We start from the raw sequence: 17400 nt of genomic DNA, 5'->3' as shown, positions 1-17400 counted from the left end.
AGCGGCATGGGCTCGGTGCTCGGCTCGATCTGGTGAGCTGCTGGTGGCGCTGGGGGTGCTGGTCACCTTCCACGAATTTGGCCACTTCTGGGTCGCGCGCCGCTGCGGCGTCAAGGTGCTGCGCTTTTCGATCGGCTTCGGCAAGCCGCTGTGGCGCTGGCACGGCAAGGACGGCACCGAATACGTGATCGCCGCGCTGCCGCTGGGCGGCTACGTGCGCATGCTGGACGAGCGCGAGGGCGATGTCCCCGCGGCCGAGGCGCATCTGGCCTTCAACCGCAAACCGGTCTGGCAGCGGATGGCGATCGTGGCCGCCGGCCCGCTGGCCAACCTGCTGCTGGCGTTCCTGCTGCTGTGGGGGATGCTGGTCATCGGCCGCCCCGACTACGCCCCGGTGGTGGGCCAGGCGCATGCCATCGCCGCCGAGGCCGGCCTGCAGCCGGGCGATCGCGTGCTGCGGGTGGGTGAGCGCGCCACTCCGACCTGGAGCGAACTGCAGATGGCGCTGGTGGTGGCCGCGCTGGACCGCCAGCCGGTGCCGCTGGAGATCCGCCGCGCGGACGGCCAGACCGTGCATCGCACCCTGCCGCTACAGCGGATCCCGCCACAGGTGGACGAGCTGCGCGCGCTGGGCGCGATCGGCCTGGTGCCGCGCCACCTGCTGGTGCCGGCGGTGGTCGGCAGCGTACGCGAGGGCAGCCCGGCCTGGGGCGTGCTCGCCGAGGGCGATCGCATCACCGCCATCGACGGGCACCCGGTGACCACCTTCGAGGACATCGCTCCGCTGGTGCGCGCACTGGGCGAGCGCGGCGGTCCAGGCATGGTCGAGGTAGAACGCGACGGGGAACGCCTGGCGGCTCGAGATGACCCCACAACGCATCACCCGCACCGATGGCAAGCCGCAGTGGATCCTGGGCATCACCAATGCCCCGGCCGGCACCCCGCCGCGCGATGCGGTGCTGCGCCTGTCGCCATTACCGGCGATCCCGGCGGCGGTGCGCGAAACCGGGTTCCAGGTGCGGCAACTGGTGGACATGCTGGGGCGCGCGGTCAGCGGGCAGGTGGCGGTCGAAAACACGGTATCCGGGCCGATCACCATCGCCCGCGCCGCCAACGACTTCGCGGCGCGCGGCCCGGCCTGGTTCCTGAACTTCCTGGCCCTGCTGTCGGTCAGCCTTGCGTTGATCAACCTGCTGCCGATCCCCGTCTTGGACGGGGGTCACCTGCTGTATTACCTTATCGAACTGGTCACCCGCCGCCCGCTGGGCGAACGGGCCATGGCCGTGGGCCAGTACATCGGGCTTGCGCTGGTCGCAGGGCTGATGGGACTGGCCTTCTACAACGACATCCTGCACCTGGTGTCGTGATGCAATACCCCCTACGCCGGCCGGCGCTGCCTGCCGCGGCCCCCCCCCGTCGGGCGCCTGCGCAGGCCGTACCGGCGGGCCGCTCCGCCCTACAGGATGTCCCGCATGACCCGACCCTTGTCCCGCCGCCTGCTGACCCTCGCACTGGCCTCGGCGCTCGCGCTGCCGGCCTGGGCGCAGACGGCGATCACGCCCTTCAAGGTCACCGACATCCGCATCGACGGCCTGCAGCGCATCAATCCAGGTACGGTCTTCACCTACCTGCCGGTGGAACGCGGCGACATCCTCGACCAGGGCAAGGCCGCGGAAGCGCTGCGCGCGCTGTACAAGACCGGCTTCTTTCAGGACGTGCGGCTGGCCCATGAAGGCGGCATCCTGGTGATCACCGTGGTCGAACGCCCGGCAATCAACAAATTGACGATCACCGGCAACAAGGACCTCAAGACCGAGGACCTGACCAAGGGCCTGAAGGACATCGGCCTGGCCGAGGGCGAGACCTTCAACCCGCTGGACCTGGATCGGGTGGTCCAGGAGCTCACCCGCCAGTACAACAACCGCGGCAAGTACGGCGTGCAGATCAGCCCGAGCATGGAGCGGCTGGACCGCAACCGGGTGAACCTGACCATCGCCATCAAGGAAGGCAAGGCGGCCAAGATCCGACACATCAACCTGATCGGCAACGAGAGCTTCAGCGACAAGGACATCACCAAGAACTGGGAATCGCACACCAGCAACTGGCTGTCCTGGTACAAGCGCGACGACCAGTACTCGCGCGAGAAGCTCTCGGGCGACATCGAGAAGCTCAATTCCTGGTATCTGGACCGCGGCTACGTGGACTTCAGCCTGGACTCCACCCAGGTGGCGATCAGCGCCGACCGCAAGGACATGTTCATCACCGCCGGCCTGACCGAGGGCCAGGTGTACAACTTCGCCGACATCACGGTGTCCGGCGATACCGTGCTGCCGAAGGAAGACATCGAGAAGATCGCCGGCATCATCAAGCCGGGCAACACGTTCTCGCGCGCCGCGCTGGAGTTCGTGTCGAACGCGATCACCCTGCGCCTGGCCAACATCGGCTACGCCTTCGCGCGGGTCAACCCGGTGCCGACCATCGACCGCGACAAGCGCACGGTGGCGATCGATTTCCAGGTACAGCCGGGGCCGCGGGTGATGGTCCGCCGCATCGTGTTCAAGGGCAATACCCGCACCGCCGACGTGGTGCTGCGCCGCGAGATGCGCCAGTTCGAGGACAGCTGGTACTCGCAGGCGGCGATCGACCGCAGCAAGGTGCGCCTGGACCGGCTGGGTTATTTCGAGTCGGTGGACGTGGATACCCAGCCGGTGGCGGGCAGCGACGACCAGGTGGACGTGGTGTACACGGTCAAGGAAACCACCTCCGGCAGCATCACCGCCGGCATCGGCTATTCGCAGCTGTCGGGCGTGAACCTGTCGCTGGCGCTGTCGGAGAACAACTTCCTGGGCACCGGCAACCGCACCTCGCTGGCGGTGACGCGCAGCGTCTACCAGAAGCGCTACGACTTCTCGTTCATGAACCCGTATTTCACCGACGACGGGGTCTCGCTCGGCTACAACATGTACTGGCGCGAGTTCGACTATTCGAACTTCAACGTCGCCCAGTACTCGACCAACAGCGGCGCCTTCCAGGTGTTCCTGGGCGTACCGCTGAGCGAGAGCGACTCGGTTTCGCTGATGCTGGGGATCGACAAGAACCAGATCCTCGCCTACCAGGGCACCACCCCGCAGCCGCTGGTGGACTATGTGGACGCGATCGGCCAGCGCACCTTCCACGCCTGGCGCGCGCAGGTCGGCTGGGGCCGCGACACCCGCAACAACTATTTCACGCCGGTGATCGGCACCACTCAGAACCTGCTGCTGGAAGTCACCTTGCCCGGCTCCACCGTGGAGTACTACAAGCTCAGCTACGACATCGCCAAATACTGGCCGCTGAGCCAGTCACTGGTCGTAAAGACCGGGCTCAACCTGGGCTACGGCAACTCCTACGGCAAGAACTACGTCCGCAACATCTGCTTCACGCCGCCGACCCTGGTGGACACGAACAACGACGGCATCGGCGACACCTATGTCCCCGGCCCGGCGCCCAGCGATCCGTGCCTGCCGACCTCCAGCGACTACGTGAAGACCGTCACCGCCAGCGGCCTGCCGTTCTTCGAGAACTTCTACGCCGGCGGCATCGCCTCCAGCGGGCGCGTGCGCGGCTTCATGGACAACACCCTGGGGCCGGCCTACACCACAACCTTCGGCTACCGGCAGCCGCTGGGCGGTTCGTTCCTGCTGGCCGGCTCGGTGGAAACCATCTTCCCGAAACTGTTCGACAGCCCGTCGGCGCGTGTGTCGGCCTTCCTCGACTTCGGCAACGTCTTCGACGGCTACAAGAACTTCAGCGCCAGCGAGCTGCGCGCCTCGGCCGGCGTGGCGCTGCTGTGGCGCTCGCCGATGGGGCCGCTGTCGATCAGCTACGCACTGCCGATCCGCAAGAAGAACGGCGACCAGATCGAGCGGCTGCAGTTCAATTTCGGCGGCCAGCTCTGACGGCAGCAGCGGCATGAGCGTGCCGGTCTTCACTGCGTCCGGGCTGGCCCAGCGCTTCGGGCTGGCCCTGCGCGGCGAGGACCGCGAGGTGCAGGGCGTGGCCACCCTCGCCGACGCCGGTCCGGCTCAACTGAGCTTCCTGGCCAACCCGCGCTACCGCAGCCAGCTGACGCAGACCCGCGCCGGCGTGGTGGTGCTGCGCGCGGAGGATGCCGACGCCTTCGCCGGCAGCGCGCTGGTGGCGCACGATCCATACGTGGCGTTCGCACGCATCGCCGCCCTGTTCGAAGGCCGGCCCGCGCGCGCGCCGGGCATCCATCCCAGCGCCGCGGTCGATCCCACCGCGCATGTCGATCCTGCCGCCCACGTCGGCCCGCACGCCAGCGTCGGCGCGCGCAGCCGGATCGCGGCGGGGGCGGTGATCGGGCCCGGCTGCGTGATCGGCGAGGACTGCGAAATCGGCGAGGACTGCGAACTGCAGGCGCGGGTGACCCTGCTCACCCGCGTGCGCCTGGGCAAACGCGTACGCATCCTGCCCGGCGCGGTGCTGGGCGCGGCCGGCTTCGGCCTGGCGATGGACGCCGGGCGCTGGATCAACGTCCCGCAGTTGGGCGGAGTGGTGGTCGGCGACGACTGCGAGATCGGCGCCAACACCACGATCGACCGCGGCGCGCTGGACGACACCGTGCTGGAAGAGGACGTGCGCCTGGACAACCAGATCCAGATCGGCCACAACGTGCGCATCGGCGCGCATACCGCGATGGCCGGATGCTCCGCTGTGGCCGGCAGCGCGCACATCGGGCGCTACTGCCTGATCGGCGGTGGCGCCGGCATCCTCGGCCATCTCGAGGTCTGCGACCGCGTGGTGGTGACCGCGATGTCGCTGGTGACCCACTCCATCCGCACTCCCGGCGAGTATTCTTCCGGCACCCCGTTGATGGACAATCGCAGCTGGCGCAAGAGCGCGGCCCGCTTCAAGCAACTCGACCGCATCGCCCGGCGCGGCCCCGGCGGCGGCAAGGACGACGAATGAACGACCCGAACACCGACGTGCAACTGCCGGTCGCCAGCGCCGAAATCGAACGCCTGCTGCCGCATCGCTATCCGTTCCTGCTGGTAGACCGGGTGGTCGAATTCGAGAAGGACAAGCGTGTGCTGGCGTACAAGAACGTCAGCTACAACGAGCCGTTCTTCAGCGGCCACTTCCCCGGCCATCAGGTCATGCCCGGCGTGCTGATCGTGGAAGCGCTGGCCCAGGCTGGCGGCCTGCTGACCCAGCTCTCGCGCGACCCCGGCGCAGGCGAGGGCCAGATTTTCTATTTGGTGAAGGTGGACAACGCCAGGTTCACCCGCATGGTGGTGCCGGGCGACCGCCTCGGCTCGACGTCGAGCTCAAGCGCCGCATCCGCAACATGGCGCAGTATTGCGGCATCGCCCGCGTTGACGGCGAGCAGGCCGCCTGCGCCGAGATCCTGTGTGCGGCGGCCAACCAGGGCTGACCCGATGGCCTGCGATCCCGCAACGCTGATCCACCCGACCGCCGTGATCGATCCCGACGCGCGCCTCGGTACGGGTGTGCAGGTCGGCGCATACGCGGTGATCGGCGCCGAGGTGGAGATCGGGGACGGCACCCGCATCGGCCCGCACTGCCTGATCGAAGGCCCGACCCGGATCGGACGCGACAACGTGATCCACGGCCATGCCGCGATCGGCGGCGCACCGCAGGACAAGAAGTACCGCGGCGAGCGGGTGGCACTGGAGATCGGCGACGGCAACGTGATCCGCGAGTTCGTCACCATCAACCGCGGCACTGGCGACGGCGGCGGCATCACCCGGGTGGGCAGCCGCAACTGGATCCTCGCCTACTGCCATATCGCCCACGACTGCAGCGTCGGCGACGACTGTGTGTTCTCCAACAATGCGACCCTGGCCGGCCATGTGGCGGTGGGCAACCACGTCATCCTCAGTGGCTTCGCCGGCGTGCACCAGTTCTGCCGGATCGGCGACCACGCCTTCATCGGCATGGGGGCCTTCGTCAACGGCGACGTGCCGCCCTACCTGATGGTGGCGCAGGAAAAATACGCGCGCCCGCGCGGCATCAACGCCGAAGGCCTCAAGCGCCGCGGCTTCGACGCCGCCCGCATCGCCGCGATCAGGCGCGCCTACCGCGCGCTGTACATGGGCGAGGCGAAGCTGGACGAGGCCAAGGCCGAGATCGCCGAAATCGCCGCCTCCAGCGACGACGTGCGCGCGTTCCTCGAGTTCATCGACGCCGGCGAGCGGCCGCTGCTGCGGTGAGCCAGGACGACCCTGCCGCAAGAATGGACATAGCTGCAAGGCGCAACAAAACAAGCGCCACTGCGGGGGCAGGGGTGTGTCCCGACAAAGCGAATAACGAGGAGCGACTCGGGATACACCCCCGCCACCGCAGCGGCGCGACCCCGAAGCGGAACAGCCCATGACGCCACGCATCGCCCTCTGCGCCGGCGAAACGTCCGGCGACCAACTCGGCGCCGGCCTGGTGGAGGCGCTGCGCGAACGCTTTCCCGACGCCGAGTTCGCGGGCATCGGCGGCGATGCGATGCGCGCGGCCGGCATGGACACCTGGTTCGACGCCAGCGAACTGGCGGTGATGGGGCTGGCCGAAGTGCTGGCGCACCTGCCGCGCCTGCTCAGACTCCGTAAAGCGTTCCGCCAGCGCGTGCTCGCCTGGCAGCCGGATGTGTTCATCGGCATCGACGCCCCCGACTTCAACCTCGGCGTCGAGCGCTGGGCTGAAAGCGCGCGGCGTGCGCACCGTGCACGACGTCAGCCCGTCGGTCTGGGCCTGGCGCGAGGCGCGCGCCGCGAAGATCGGCGAGAGCGCCGCGCGCGTGCTCTGCCTGTTCCCGATGGAACCGCCGATCTATGCGAAGCACGGCGTGGATGCCGTGTTCATCGGACATCCGCTGGCCGATGCGATCCCGCTGCAGCCCGACCGCGCCCAAGCACGCGCCGCGCTCGGCGAACCGGTTGATGCGCCGCTCCTCGCACTGCTGCCCGGCAGCCGGCTGGGCGAGATCCGCCGCATGCTGCCCACCTTCGCCGCGGCGGCCCGCCGGCTGGCGGCCGACGTGCCCGGCCTGCGGGTGCTGGTGCCGGCCGCGAACGCGCACTGCCGCGCCGCCATCGACGCGATCCTTGGTGATGCGCCGATGGTCCGCGTCCTCGACGGCCAGGCACAACTGGCGATGATCGCCAGCGACGCGGTGCTGCTCGCCTCCGGCACCGCCGCGCTGGAGGCGATGCTGTGCAAGCGGCCGATGGTGGTGGGCCACCGCATTGCGCCGCTGACCTACCGCATCGTCAGGCTGCTGGGGCTGCTGAAGTCGCGGTTCGTCAGCCTGCCGAACGTGCTGGCCGGTGAAGCGCTGGTCCCGGAACTGCTGCAGGACGACTGCACGCCGGACAAGCTGCACGCCGCGCTGCTGCGCTGGCTCCGCGATACCGACGCGGCGGCCGCGCTGCAGCCGCGCTTCCTCGCCCTCCACAAAACCCTGCGCCGCGACGCCTCCCGGCGCGCCGCCGACGCGGTGGCGGAGCTGCTGTTGCGATGAGCCTGCGCGTGGCCGGCATCGACGAGGCCGGGCGCGGGCCGCTGGCCGGGCCGGTGGTGGTGGCGGCGGTGGTATTCGCCCCCGGGCGCACGCCGGTGAACGGGCTGGACGACTCCAAGGCGTTGACCGAGAAACAACGCGAACTGCTCTATCCGCGCATCCTCGAACGCGCGCTGGCATGGAAGATCGTGTTCATCGAGGCCGACGAGATCGACCGCCGCAACATCTTCCAGGCCACCATGCACGGCATGCGCGAGGCCCTGCGGGGCGTGGCGCACGTGGCCGACTGCGCGCGCATCGACGGCAACCGCCTGCCACAGGACCTGCCCTGCCCGGCCGAGGCCTGGGTCGGCGGCGATGCCCGCGACCGCAGCATCATGGCCGCCTCGATCCTGGCCAAGGTCGCGCGCGATGCGCGCATGCGCGACCTGCACGCGCAGTACCCGCAGTACGGCTTCGACCGCCACAAGGGCTACCCCAGCCCGCTGCACCTCGACGCCCTGCGCCGCTTCGGCCCCTGCCCCGCGCACCGCCGCAGCTTCGCGCCCGTGCGCGCCGCGCTGGCGGCGATGCCGGTGCAGGGCGCGCTGCCCGGATTCGCCCCGCCGGGCTGACCGACGCGCCCGTCGTGAGCTGTCAAGCCTTGCCGGGCCCGCACGCGCGCCCTACCCTGCGGGTTCACCACGCGACCCCGCGATGCCCGCACGCTTCGTCCACCTGCACCTGCACACCGAGTTCTCGCTCGTGGATTCCACCATCCGCGTGCCCGAGAAGCCGGACCATGCGCGCCCGGAGAAGGCCGGCGACCGCCCCAACCTGCTCAGCCGGGCGCTGGAGCTGCGGCTTCCGGCATTGGCCGTCACCGACCGCAACAACCTGTTCGCGCTGGTGAAGTTCTACAAGGCGGCCGAGAGCGTGGGCATCAAGCCGATCGCCGGCGCCGACGTGCTGGTGGCCGATGGCGGCGATGCGCCCTCGCTGCTGACCCTGCTCTGCCGCGACCGCAGCGGCTATCTGAGCCTGTCGCGTCTGCTCACGCGCGCCTGAGCGGAAGGTCATCGTGGCGACGGCGTGGCGATCGAACCGGAATGGCTGCGCGAGGAGCACGCCGGGCTGTTCGCCATCGCCGGCCGCCAGAGCCTGGCCGGCAGGCTGGCGGTGGGCGGCCGGCATGACATCGCCGAGGCACAGCTGGCCGCGCTGCGCGAGGTGTTCGGGGAGAACCTGCACCTCGAGCTGACCCGCACCGGCCGCGACGGCGAGGAAGCGTTCAACCGTTTCGCCCTGCACGCCGCCGGCACGCTCGGCCTGCCGGTGGTGGCCAGCAATGACGTGCGCTTCCTCGATGCCGCCGGCTTCGAGGCGCACGAGGCGCGCGTGTGCATCGCCAGCGGCCGCACCCTGGACGATCCGCGCCGCCCGCGCGAGTACAGCCGCGAGCAGTATCTGAAATCGTCCGGGGAGATGGCCGCGCTGTTCGCGGACGCGCCCGACGCGCTGGACAATACGGTGGCGCTGGCGCAGCGCTGCAATCTCGAACTGCGCCTGGGCACCTACTTCCTGCCCGCCTATCCGGTGCCGCCGGACGAGACCCTGGACAGCTGGATCCGCAGCCAGGCCCGCGAAGGTCTCGATGCCAGGCTGGCGAAACATCCGCTGGCGCCGGGCAAGACCCGCGCCGACTACGAGGCGCGGCTGGAGTTCGAGCTGGACACCATCTGCAAGATGGGCTTCCCCGGCTACTTCCTGATCGTGGCCGACTTCATCCAGTGGGGGAAGCAGCAGGGCATCCCGATCGGCCCCGGCCGCGGCTCGGGCGCGGGCTCGCTGGTGGCGTGGGCGCTTTCGATCACCGACCTCGACCCGCTGCCCTACAACCTGCTGTTCGAACGCTTCCTCAACCCGGAACGCGTGTCGATGCCGGACTTCGACATCGACTTCTGCATGGACCGGCGCGACGAGGTGATCGAGTACGTCGCCCGCAAGTACGGGCGCGACCGCGTCAGCCAGATCATCACCTACGGCACCATGGCCGCCAAGGCGGTGCTGCGCGACGCCGGGCGCGCGCTCGGCTTCGGCTACGGCATGGTCGATGGCATCGCCAAACTGATCCCCAACGTCCTCGGCATCACCCTCAAGGACGCGCTGGGCCGCGGCAAGGGCGGCCTGGAGAGCGAGATGGCCTCGCCCGAGCTGATCCAGCGCTACCAGACCGAGGACGACGTGCGCGACCTGGTGGATCTGGCGCTGCAGCTGGAGGACCTCACCCGCAATGCCGGCAAGCACGCCGGCGGCGTGGTGATCGCGCCCTCGCCGCTGTCTGACTTCTGCCCGCTGTTCGCCGAACACGACCACGGCACCCTGGGCAAGAACCCGGTGACGCAGTTCGACAAGGACGACGTCGAGGCGGTGGGCCTGGTGAAGTTCGACTTCCTCGGCCTGCGCACGCTCACCATCATCGACTGGGCGGTGAAGGCGATCAACGCGCGCCGCGCGCGCGAAGGCGCCGAACCGATCGACATTTCCGCGATCCCGCTGGACGACGCCAGCGTGTACCGCGACATCTTCGCCAACGGCAACACCGGCTCGGTGTTCCAGTTCGAATCCGCCGGCATGCGGCGCGCGCTGAAGGACGCGAAACCCGACCGCTTCGAGGACCTGATCGCGCTGAACGCGCTCTACCGCCCCGGCCCGATGGAGATGATCCCGTCGTTCGTGGCGCGCAAACACGGCCTCGAGGAGTTCGATTACCCGGATCCGCGCACCAGGGCCATGCTCCAGGAGACCTACGGCATCATGGTCTACCAGGAGCAGGTCATGCAGATGGCGCAGATCGTCGGCGGCTACTCGCTGGGCGGCGCCGACCTGCTGCGCCGCGCGATGGGCAAGAAGATCCCGGCCGAGATGGCCAGGCACCGCGAGATGTTCCGCGAGGGCGCGGCCAGGAACGGAGTCGATGCCGCCAAGGCCGACGAAATCTTCGACCTGATGGAGAAGTTCGCCGGCTACGGCTTCAACAAGTCGCACGCCGCCGCCTATTCGCTGGTCGCCTACCAGACCGCGTGGCTGAAGAAGCATTACCCGGCCGAGTTCATGGCCGCCACCCTGTCCTCGGACATGGACAAGACCGAGAAGGTGGTGGGCTTCCTCGACGAGGCGCGCGGCCTGGGCCTGACCGTGCTGCCGCCGGACGTGAACCACTCCGGCTTCATGTTCGTCGCCACCGATCCGCGCACCCTCCGCTACGGCCTCGGCGCGGTGAAGGGCATCGGCCAGGGCGTGTGCGAGGCGATCGTGAAGGCGCGAGAGGACGGCGGCGCGTTCCGCGACCTGCTCGATTTCTGCCAGCGCGTGTCGGCCGCCGGCCTCAACAAGCGCACGCTGGAGGCGCTGATCCAGGCCGGCGCGATGGATGCGCTGGCGGTCAACCGCGCCTCACTGATGCTGCAGCTGCCGGAGGCACTGAAGGCCACCGAGCAGATGGCGAAGAACCGCGAGGCCGGGATGTTCGACATGTTCGGCGGCGGTGGCGGCGGCAGCGAGATCCGGGTGGAGCTGCCGGAAACCGGCGAATGGCCGCTGGCGCAGCGGCTGCAGGGCGAGCGCGACACGCTGGGCTTCTATCTCAGCGGGCACCCGATGGACCCGTACCGGGAGGACGTGCAGAAGCTGGTCGGACACGACCTGTCGATGCTGGAAGGGCTGTGGGAAGCCGGCTCCCGCGGCAACCGCCCGCAGGAGGGGCGCAGCTGGCGGCCGCTGGTGCAGACCGTGGTGGCCGGCCAGGTGATCGGCATGCGCAAGCGCGGCGATTCCCAGGCCTTCGTGCAGCTGGAGGACGGGCGCGGCCGGATCGAGTGCGGCTTCTTCGGCGAGCAGTGGACCCAGTTCGCGCCGCTGCTCACCCGCGACCGCATCCTGGTAGTGGAAGGCGGCCTGCGCGAGGACGAATTCAACGGCGGCTTCTCGCTGCGCGCCACCCGCTGCTGGGACTTCGCGCAGATCTGCCAGCAGCAGGCGCAGCGCATCGCCATCCGCCTGGACCTGCGCGTGGCAGAGGCGCTGCCGCGGCTGGAGGATGTGCTGAAGCGGCATGCCGGGCCGATCCCGGTGTTGCTGGAGGCCACCACCGCGGCCGGCGTCGGACGCCTGCTGCTGAACGGCGGGCGCGGCCTGCGGCTGGAGCCGGATCTGCCCGGCCTGCTGCGCAGTCTGCCCGGGGTGAGCGCAGTCAGCGTGCAGCTGGCGCGCCCCTGGGCGAGCGCCTGACCCACCCCACCGTCCGGCTCGGTACGGTGCGCCGGCTGCGCTAAACTTCGCCGGATGAATCCGAATTATCTCGACTTCGAGCAGCCGATCGCCGACCTGGAAGCCAAGATCCAGGAACTGCGGCAGGCCAGCACCGGCCCGGCGCTCAATATCGACGCCGAAGTGCGCGCGCTGCAGGAAAAGCTGCGCAAGCGCACCGCGACGATCTTCCGCGACCTCACCCCGTGGCAGGTCTCGCAGCTGGCGCGCCACCCGCAGCGGCCGTACACGCTGGACTACCTGAAGGTGATCTGCGAGGAGTTCCAGGAACTGGCTGGCGACCGCGCGTTCGCGGACGACAACGCCATCGTCGGCGGCCTGGCCCGCATCGACGGCCGCGCGGTGGTGGTGGTCGGGCACGAGAAGGGCCGCGACACCAAGTCCAAGGTCAAGCGCAACTTCGGCATGCCCAAGCCCGAGGGCTACCGCAAGGCGCTGCGCCTGATGAAACTGGCCGAGCGCTTCGGCCTGCCCATCCTCACCTTTATCGACACCCCCGGCGCCTGGCCCGGCATCGATGCCGAGGAGCGCGGCCAGTCCGAGGCGATCGCCCGCAACCTGCTGGAAATGGCCGAGCTGCGCGTGCCGGTGGTGTGCACCGTGATCGGCGAAGGCGGCTCCGGCGGCGCGCTGGCGATCGGCGTCGGTGATCGCACCCTGATGCTGGAATACAGCACCTACTCGGTGATCAGCCCGGAAGGCTGCGCCTCGATCCTGTGGCGCGACGCGACCAAGGCCAAGGAGGCCGCCGAACAGCTGGGCATGACCGCCAAGCGCCTGAAGGAACTGGGGCTGGTCGACAAGATCGTGCGCGAGCCGATCGGCGGCGCGCACCGCAACCCGGTGCAGATGGCCAGGCGCCTGAAGGCGGTGCTGCTGAACGAGCTGGACGCGCTGGAGGCGGTGCCGATGGAGACCCTGCTGGAACACCGCTACCGCCGCCTGCGCGGCTACGGCGCCTACGAGATCCACGCCGCCTGACAGGGGGCAGGTGCCGCGGATGCGCCGCGCCGGCTGCTTTTGCTAGATTCCCCGGGCTGGCAGTCCGCCGGCATTCGGGGAGGAATCTATGATCATCAAGCGTATCGACGTGCTGTCGGCCGGCAAGATCGCGGCCATCATCGCGGCCGCATTCGGCCTGCTGGCAGGCGTGATGTTTTTCCTGTTCGGCAGCATGCTGGGCGCGCTGCTCGGGAGCGCGCTGGGGCACGAGGGCGGCGGCATGATGGCCGGCGGGTTCCTGGGCATCATCGTGCTGCCGATCCTGTACGGCATCTTCGGTTTCATCGGCGGCGTGATCCAGGCCCTCGTCTACAACATCGCCGCCGGGATCGTCGGCGGCATCCGCATCGAGACCGAGTGATTCCCGCGGCCCCGCGCTCCGGCGCGGGCGCGGGGCCTTCGATGGAACATCCGACCGCCATGTCCCTCGCGCTGCCGGCCCCGCCCCGGGATGGCCCGCTGCTGGTGGGTTTCAGCGGCGGCCTGGATTCGAGCGTGCTGCTGCACCACCTGGCCTCGCTGCCGTCACTGCGCGCGCGTGGACTGCGCGCTCTGCACGTCCACCACGGCCTGCATCCCGAGGCCGATGCCTGGGCCGCGCATTGCCAAACGGTCTGTACCGAACTCCGGGTGCCACTGCAGGTCGTACGTGTGGCCGTGGACCCGGGCTGCGGCCTCGGCCGCGAAGGCGCAGCGCGCGCGGCCCGGCATGCGGCGTTCGCGCAGGCGCTGCAGGACGATGAAATCCTCGTGCTGGCGCACCACCGCGATGACCAGGCCGAAACCTTTCTGCTGCGCGCCCTGCGCGGTTCCGGCGTGGACGGCCTGGCGGCGATGCGCGCCTGGCGGCCCTACGCGCACGGCTGGCTGTGGCGTCCGCTGCTGGAACTGCCACGCGCGGCGCTGGCCGCCGATGCGCGGGCCGCGGGCCTGCGCTGGCTGGACGACCCGGCCAATGCCGACCCCAGCTTCGACCGCAATTTCCTGCGCCGGCAGGTGCTGCCGCTGCTGCATCAGCGCTGGCCGCAGGCGGCCGCCAGCCTCGCCCGCAGCGCGGCCCTGGCCGCGCACGCGGCCGACCTGCTGGGCGCCGACGATGCCGCGCTGCTGGCGGGCCTGCGCCTGGCGCCGGACACCTTGAGCGCGGACGCCCTGCGCACGCTGGCCCCGGCGCGGCGCGCGCGCGTGCTGCGCCACTGGATCGCCGCGCTCGGGCTGCCGCCGCTGCCGGGACCGGCGCTGGCACGGATCGAACGCGAACTGCTGGACGCCCCGCGCGACGCGAACCCGCGCATCGACTGGCACGGCGCGCGCCTGCAGCGCTGGCGCGACCGCCTGCATGCCGGCCCGCTGCGCGCGCCGCTGCCCGCAGACTGGCACGCTGACTGGGACGGCCGGGCGCCGCTGGCGCTGCCCACCGGCGATGTCCTCCATCTGCACGGCAGCGCCGGCTTCGATGCGCCGCTGCGGGTGCACGCGCGGCGCGGCGGCGAGCGCATCCGCCTGCCGGGCCGCACGCATTCGCATGCCCTCAAGCACGTGCTGCAGGCCGCCGGGCTGCCGCCGTGGCGACGCGAGCGCCTGCCGCTGCTGTCTGCCGCCGATGGCACCCTGCTGGCCGCCGGCGACGGCATCCTCGCGGCGCCGCTGGCGGACTGGCTGCGAACGCACGACGCGCGCCTGCGGTGGGCGGAGCCGGGGTGAACCAGCGTAAACTTCCGGGCATGGCCAAGACACCCGATATTCAAGCTACGCCACAAGACGCCTCGGCGGTGGCCGACTTCGAGCAGTCGATGCAGGCGCTGGAACAGCTGGTGGCGAAGATGGAAGCCGGCGACATGACCCTGGAGCAGTCTCTGGATGCCTACTCGAAGGGGGTCAGCCTGTACCAGCGCTGCCAGTCCGCGCTGGAGCAGGCCGAGCTGCGGGTGCGCCAGCTCAGCGATCCGGCGCGTCCGGAACCGGCCAACCCCTTCGCCGATATCGACGATGACTGAAGCGGCCCTGGCGCGCTGGCGCGCGCGGGTGGACGCCGCGCTGGACGCCGCCCTGCCCGATCCGGCGCGAGCCCCGCAGCGCCTGCATGCGGCCATGCGCCACGGCGTGCTGAACGGCGGCAAGCGCATGCGCCCGCTGCTGGTGTATGCCACCGGCAGCGCGCTGGACGCTTCCGATGCGGCGCTGGATGCGGCGGCAGTGGCGGTGGAACTGATTCACTGCTATTCGCTGATCCACGACGACCTGCCGGCGATGGACGACGACGCCCTGCGCCGCGGCCAGCCCACCGTGCACGTGGCGTTCGACGAGGCTACCGCGATCCTTGCCGGCGATGCGCTGCAGGCGCTGGCGTTCGAGCAGCTCACCGCTGCCCCGCAGGCGGCGGACGTGCGCATCGCGATGCTGGCGGAGCTGGCGCGTGCGGCCGGAGTGGCCGGCATGTGCGGCGGCCAGGCGCTGGACATCGACGCCACCGCGTCGCGACCGCCACCGGCCCCGATGCCGCCCGGCGCGCCGCCGCGCGCCGAGGAAACCCGCTTGCGGGCTTCATGCCTCTCGCTCGAATACGTCGAGCGCCTGCACGCGCTCAAGACCGGCGCCCTGCTGCGCTGCGCGGTGCGGCTGGGGGCACTGGCCGGGCAGGCCACGCCGGCGCAGGCCGCGGCGCTGGACGCCTATGCCGAAGCGCTGGGGCTGGCGTTCCAGATCCGCGACGACCTGCTGGACATCGAAGGCGATGCCGCCACCCTCGGCAAGACCGCGGGCAAGGACCAGGCGCAGGACAAGGCGACCTTCCCGGCCCTGCTCGGCCGCACGGCCAGCCATGCCCGCCTGCAGGCGCTGTCCACGCAGATGCAGGCGGCGCTGGAGGCGCTGGCGATCGATACCGAGGCCCTGGCCCGGCTGGCACGGCAGGTGGTCGAGCGCCAGCACTGACGCCCCCGCCGCATCGCTCTCCGACGCCGCGGCATTGGCGGAATCGTGGCAGGAATCGCAGGACCTCAGCGCGCCTGGCGACGACCGCCCTGGGCCCCGCCACCGCGGCGCCCCTCGCCCTGGCCCTCGCGGGCGGGCTTCGGCCCGGTGTGCGCGTGCGCATGCGCCTCCGCACTGCGCGGCTTGCCGTGCGGCCGGCGGTTGCGGCCCGGACGCGGCGCGCGCGGGGCATCGGCGAACGGCGCGGCGTCGGTGCGGATGGCGCGGCTGGGCTCGAAGCCCGGCACCGTCTCCATCGTGATCGCGCGACCCAGCAGCTTCTGGATCTGGCGCAGCAGGTTCGCTTCATCCGGCGACACCAGCGAGATCGCCTCGCCGCTGGCGCCGTTGCGGCCGGTGCGGCCGATGCGGTGGACGTAGTCCTCGGCCACCATCGGCAGGTCGTGGTTGATCACCAGCGGCAGCTGCGGGATGTCCAGCCCGCGCGCGGCCACGTCGGTGGCGACCAGGATCCGGACACGGCCGCTCTTGAACTCGGACAGCGCCTTCTGGCGCGCGGCCTGGCTCTTGTTGCCGTGGATCGCCAGCGCCGGCAGCCCGGCCTTCTCCAGCTGCTCGGCCAGGCGGTTGCAGCCATGCTTGGTCTTGCCGAACACCAGTACCTGCTCAAGATGGCGGCGGGCCAGGATGTCGATCAGCAGGTCGCGCTTCTTCGCCGCGTCCACCGGATGCGCATGGTGGCGGATGGTCTCGACCACGGTGTTCTGCGCGGCCACCTGCACCTGCCGCGGGTCCTGCATGAACTCCAGCGCCAACGCCTTGATGCGCGGCTCGAAGGTGGCCGAGAACAGCAGCGTCTGCCGCTGCGCCGGAACATGCTTCATCACCCGCTTGATCGAGGGCAGGAAGCCCATGTCCAGCATGCGGTCGGCCTCGTCCAGCACCAGCATGCGCACGTCGCCGAGCTTGCAGGTGCCGCGTTCGAGGTGGTCGATCAGGCGTCCGGGGCAGGCCACCAGCACATCCACGCCGCGCCGGAACGCCTCCACCTGCGGCTGCATGCCCACGCCGCCGAACAGCGCGGTGACGTTGATGCGCAGGTGTTTGGCATAGGCGCGCAGGTTATCGGTGATCTGCACCGCCAGTTCGCGGGTGGGAGTGAGCACCAGTGCCCGCGGCCGGCGCAGGCCTTCGGGCTTGGGCAGCCCGGCCAGCGTCTGCAGCAGCGGCAGGCCGAACGCGGCGGTCTTGCCGGTGCCGGTCTGGGCGCCGCCCAGCACGTCGTGCCCGGCCAGCACCAGCGGGATCGCCTGTGCCTGGATCGGGGTCGGGGTGGCATAGCCTTGCTCGGCCAGCGCGCGCAGCAGCGCGGGCGCAAGGCCCAGGGATTCGAACGACATCGGGAAAAACTCCTGAAGGAACGGCACGCGCACGCGGCGCGAACCACCCGGGCGTTCCTGTCGAACCGCGCCGCGGGCATGCATGGCACGACGCCGGGAATCCGGGCCGTGTCTGCGCGACGAAAGGCGTACGGGGAAGAAAGCCGCGGAAGGCGGCCGGCTTGATCAGGAAAAACGCGACCTTCGCGAAGGAAGGCGGATCAGGCGTGCGCAGAACGCGGG

General features: G+C 70.3%; 10 protein-coding genes and 4 pseudogenes. 13 read left to right on the top strand and 1 reads right to left on the bottom strand.

Annotated elements, in window-relative coordinates; all coding sequences use genetic code 11:
* Window positions 1-6 precede the first annotated feature (6 nt).
* From rseP to LJB71_RS05180, 13 genes and pseudogenes are all read left to right on the top strand, one after another.
* Window positions 7-1367, top strand: a pseudogene (gene rseP, locus LJB71_RS05240) (RIP metalloprotease RseP).
* 105 nt (window positions 1368-1472) lie between these two features.
* A complete protein-coding gene (bamA, locus tag LJB71_RS05235; RefSeq protein WP_259303358.1) occupies window positions 1473-3938 on the top strand; it encodes an outer membrane protein assembly factor BamA in 2466 nt (821 codons plus the stop codon).
* Between the two features lie 13 nt (window positions 3939-3951).
* Entirely contained in the window at window positions 3952-4971 is a 1020-nt protein-coding gene (gene lpxD / locus LJB71_RS05230) for a UDP-3-O-(3-hydroxymyristoyl)glucosamine N-acyltransferase (RefSeq protein WP_259303357.1), read from the top strand.
* Window positions 4968-5437 (top strand): annotated as a pseudogene (gene fabZ, locus LJB71_RS05225) (3-hydroxyacyl-ACP dehydratase FabZ). Before lpxD ends, fabZ begins: the two are co-directional and overlap by 4 nt.
* 4 nt (window positions 5438-5441) lie before the next feature.
* Window positions 5442-6236: an acyl-ACP--UDP-N-acetylglucosamine O-acyltransferase gene (gene lpxA / locus LJB71_RS05220; RefSeq protein ID WP_259303356.1), complete on the top strand. Its 795-nt coding sequence runs from the start codon at window positions 5442-5444 to the stop codon at window positions 6234-6236.
* A gap of 160 nt (window positions 6237-6396) precedes the next feature.
* Window positions 6397-7534, top strand: a pseudogene (gene lpxB, locus LJB71_RS05215) (lipid-A-disaccharide synthase).
* Window positions 7531-8148 (top strand): ribonuclease HII, encoded by a 618-nt coding sequence (locus LJB71_RS05210; RefSeq protein ID WP_259303355.1) that lies wholly within the window; start codon window positions 7531-7533, stop codon window positions 8146-8148. The pseudogene lpxB and the gene LJB71_RS05210 overlap by 4 nt, the downstream one beginning before the upstream one ends.
* A gap of 82 nt (window positions 8149-8230) precedes the next feature.
* Window positions 8231-11803, top strand: a pseudogene (dnaE, locus tag LJB71_RS05205) (DNA polymerase III subunit alpha).
* A 54-nt stretch (window positions 11804-11857) separates the two neighbouring features.
* On the top strand, window positions 11858-12823 hold the full coding sequence (locus tag LJB71_RS05200; RefSeq protein ID WP_259303354.1) for an acetyl-CoA carboxylase carboxyltransferase subunit alpha: 966 nt from the start codon (window positions 11858-11860) through the stop codon (window positions 12821-12823).
* Between the two features lie 88 nt (window positions 12824-12911).
* Window positions 12912-13205, top strand: coding sequence for a hypothetical protein (locus LJB71_RS05195; protein ID WP_259303353.1), 294 nt, complete (start codon window positions 12912-12914; stop codon window positions 13203-13205).
* A 59-nt stretch (window positions 13206-13264) separates the two neighbouring features.
* A complete protein-coding gene (gene tilS / locus LJB71_RS05190) occupies window positions 13265-14548 on the top strand; it encodes a tRNA lysidine(34) synthetase TilS (protein ID WP_259303352.1) in 1284 nt (427 codons plus the stop codon).
* A 20-nt stretch (window positions 14549-14568) separates the two neighbouring features.
* A complete protein-coding gene (locus tag LJB71_RS05185; RefSeq protein ID WP_259303351.1) occupies window positions 14569-14841 on the top strand; it encodes an exodeoxyribonuclease VII small subunit in 273 nt (90 codons plus the stop codon).
* Window positions 14834-15778, top strand: coding sequence for a polyprenyl synthetase family protein (locus LJB71_RS05180; RefSeq protein ID WP_259303350.1), 945 nt, complete (start codon window positions 14834-14836; stop codon window positions 15776-15778). Before LJB71_RS05185 ends, LJB71_RS05180 begins: the two co-directional genes overlap by 8 nt.
* A 65-nt stretch (window positions 15779-15843) precedes the next feature.
* Here LJB71_RS05180 and LJB71_RS05175 read toward each other — a convergent pair whose 3' ends face one another.
* Window positions 15844-17178 carry a DEAD/DEAH box helicase gene (locus tag LJB71_RS05175; RefSeq protein WP_259303349.1) on the bottom strand — a complete coding sequence of 445 codons (1335 nt, stop codon included), beginning with the start codon at window positions 17176-17178 and terminating at the stop codon, window positions 15844-15846.
* Between the last annotated feature and the right edge of the window lie 222 nt (window positions 17179-17400).

Origin of the sequence: Thermomonas sp. S9 (genome assembly GCF_024704365.1) — a bacterium.
GTDB lineage: Bacteria > Pseudomonadota > Gammaproteobacteria > Xanthomonadales > Xanthomonadaceae > Thermomonas.
Note: the sequence above shows the minus strand (reverse complement) of the source record. Positions and strands in the feature narration are given on the sequence as shown.

What these genes read in the sequence shown, in the direction of transcription:
- bamA (WP_259303358.1), top strand. Translation starts at nt 1,473, where the DNA reads ATGACCCGACCCTTGTCCCGCCGCCTGCTGACCCTCGCACTGGCCTCG.
- lpxD (WP_259303357.1), top strand. Translation starts at nt 3,952, where the DNA reads ATGAGCGTGCCGGTCTTCACTGCGTCCGGGCTGGCCCAGCGCTTCGGG.
- lpxA (WP_259303356.1), top strand. Translation starts at nt 5,442, where the DNA reads ATGGCCTGCGATCCCGCAACGCTGATCCACCCGACCGCCGTGATCGAT.
- LJB71_RS05210 (WP_259303355.1), top strand. Translation starts at nt 7,531, where the DNA reads ATGAGCCTGCGCGTGGCCGGCATCGACGAGGCCGGGCGCGGGCCGCTG.
- LJB71_RS05200 (WP_259303354.1), top strand. Translation starts at nt 11,858, where the DNA reads ATGAATCCGAATTATCTCGACTTCGAGCAGCCGATCGCCGACCTGGAA.
- LJB71_RS05195 (WP_259303353.1), top strand. Translation starts at nt 12,912, where the DNA reads ATGATCATCAAGCGTATCGACGTGCTGTCGGCCGGCAAGATCGCGGCC.
- tilS (WP_259303352.1), top strand. Translation starts at nt 13,265, where the DNA reads ATGTCCCTCGCGCTGCCGGCCCCGCCCCGGGATGGCCCGCTGCTGGTG.
- LJB71_RS05185 (WP_259303351.1), top strand. Translation starts at nt 14,569, where the DNA reads ATGGCCAAGACACCCGATATTCAAGCTACGCCACAAGACGCCTCGGCG.
- LJB71_RS05180 (WP_259303350.1), top strand. Translation starts at nt 14,834, where the DNA reads ATGACTGAAGCGGCCCTGGCGCGCTGGCGCGCGCGGGTGGACGCCGCG.
- LJB71_RS05175 (WP_259303349.1), bottom strand. Translation starts at nt 17,178, where the DNA reads ATGTCGTTCGAATCCCTGGGCCTTGCGCCCGCGCTGCTGCGCGCGCTG.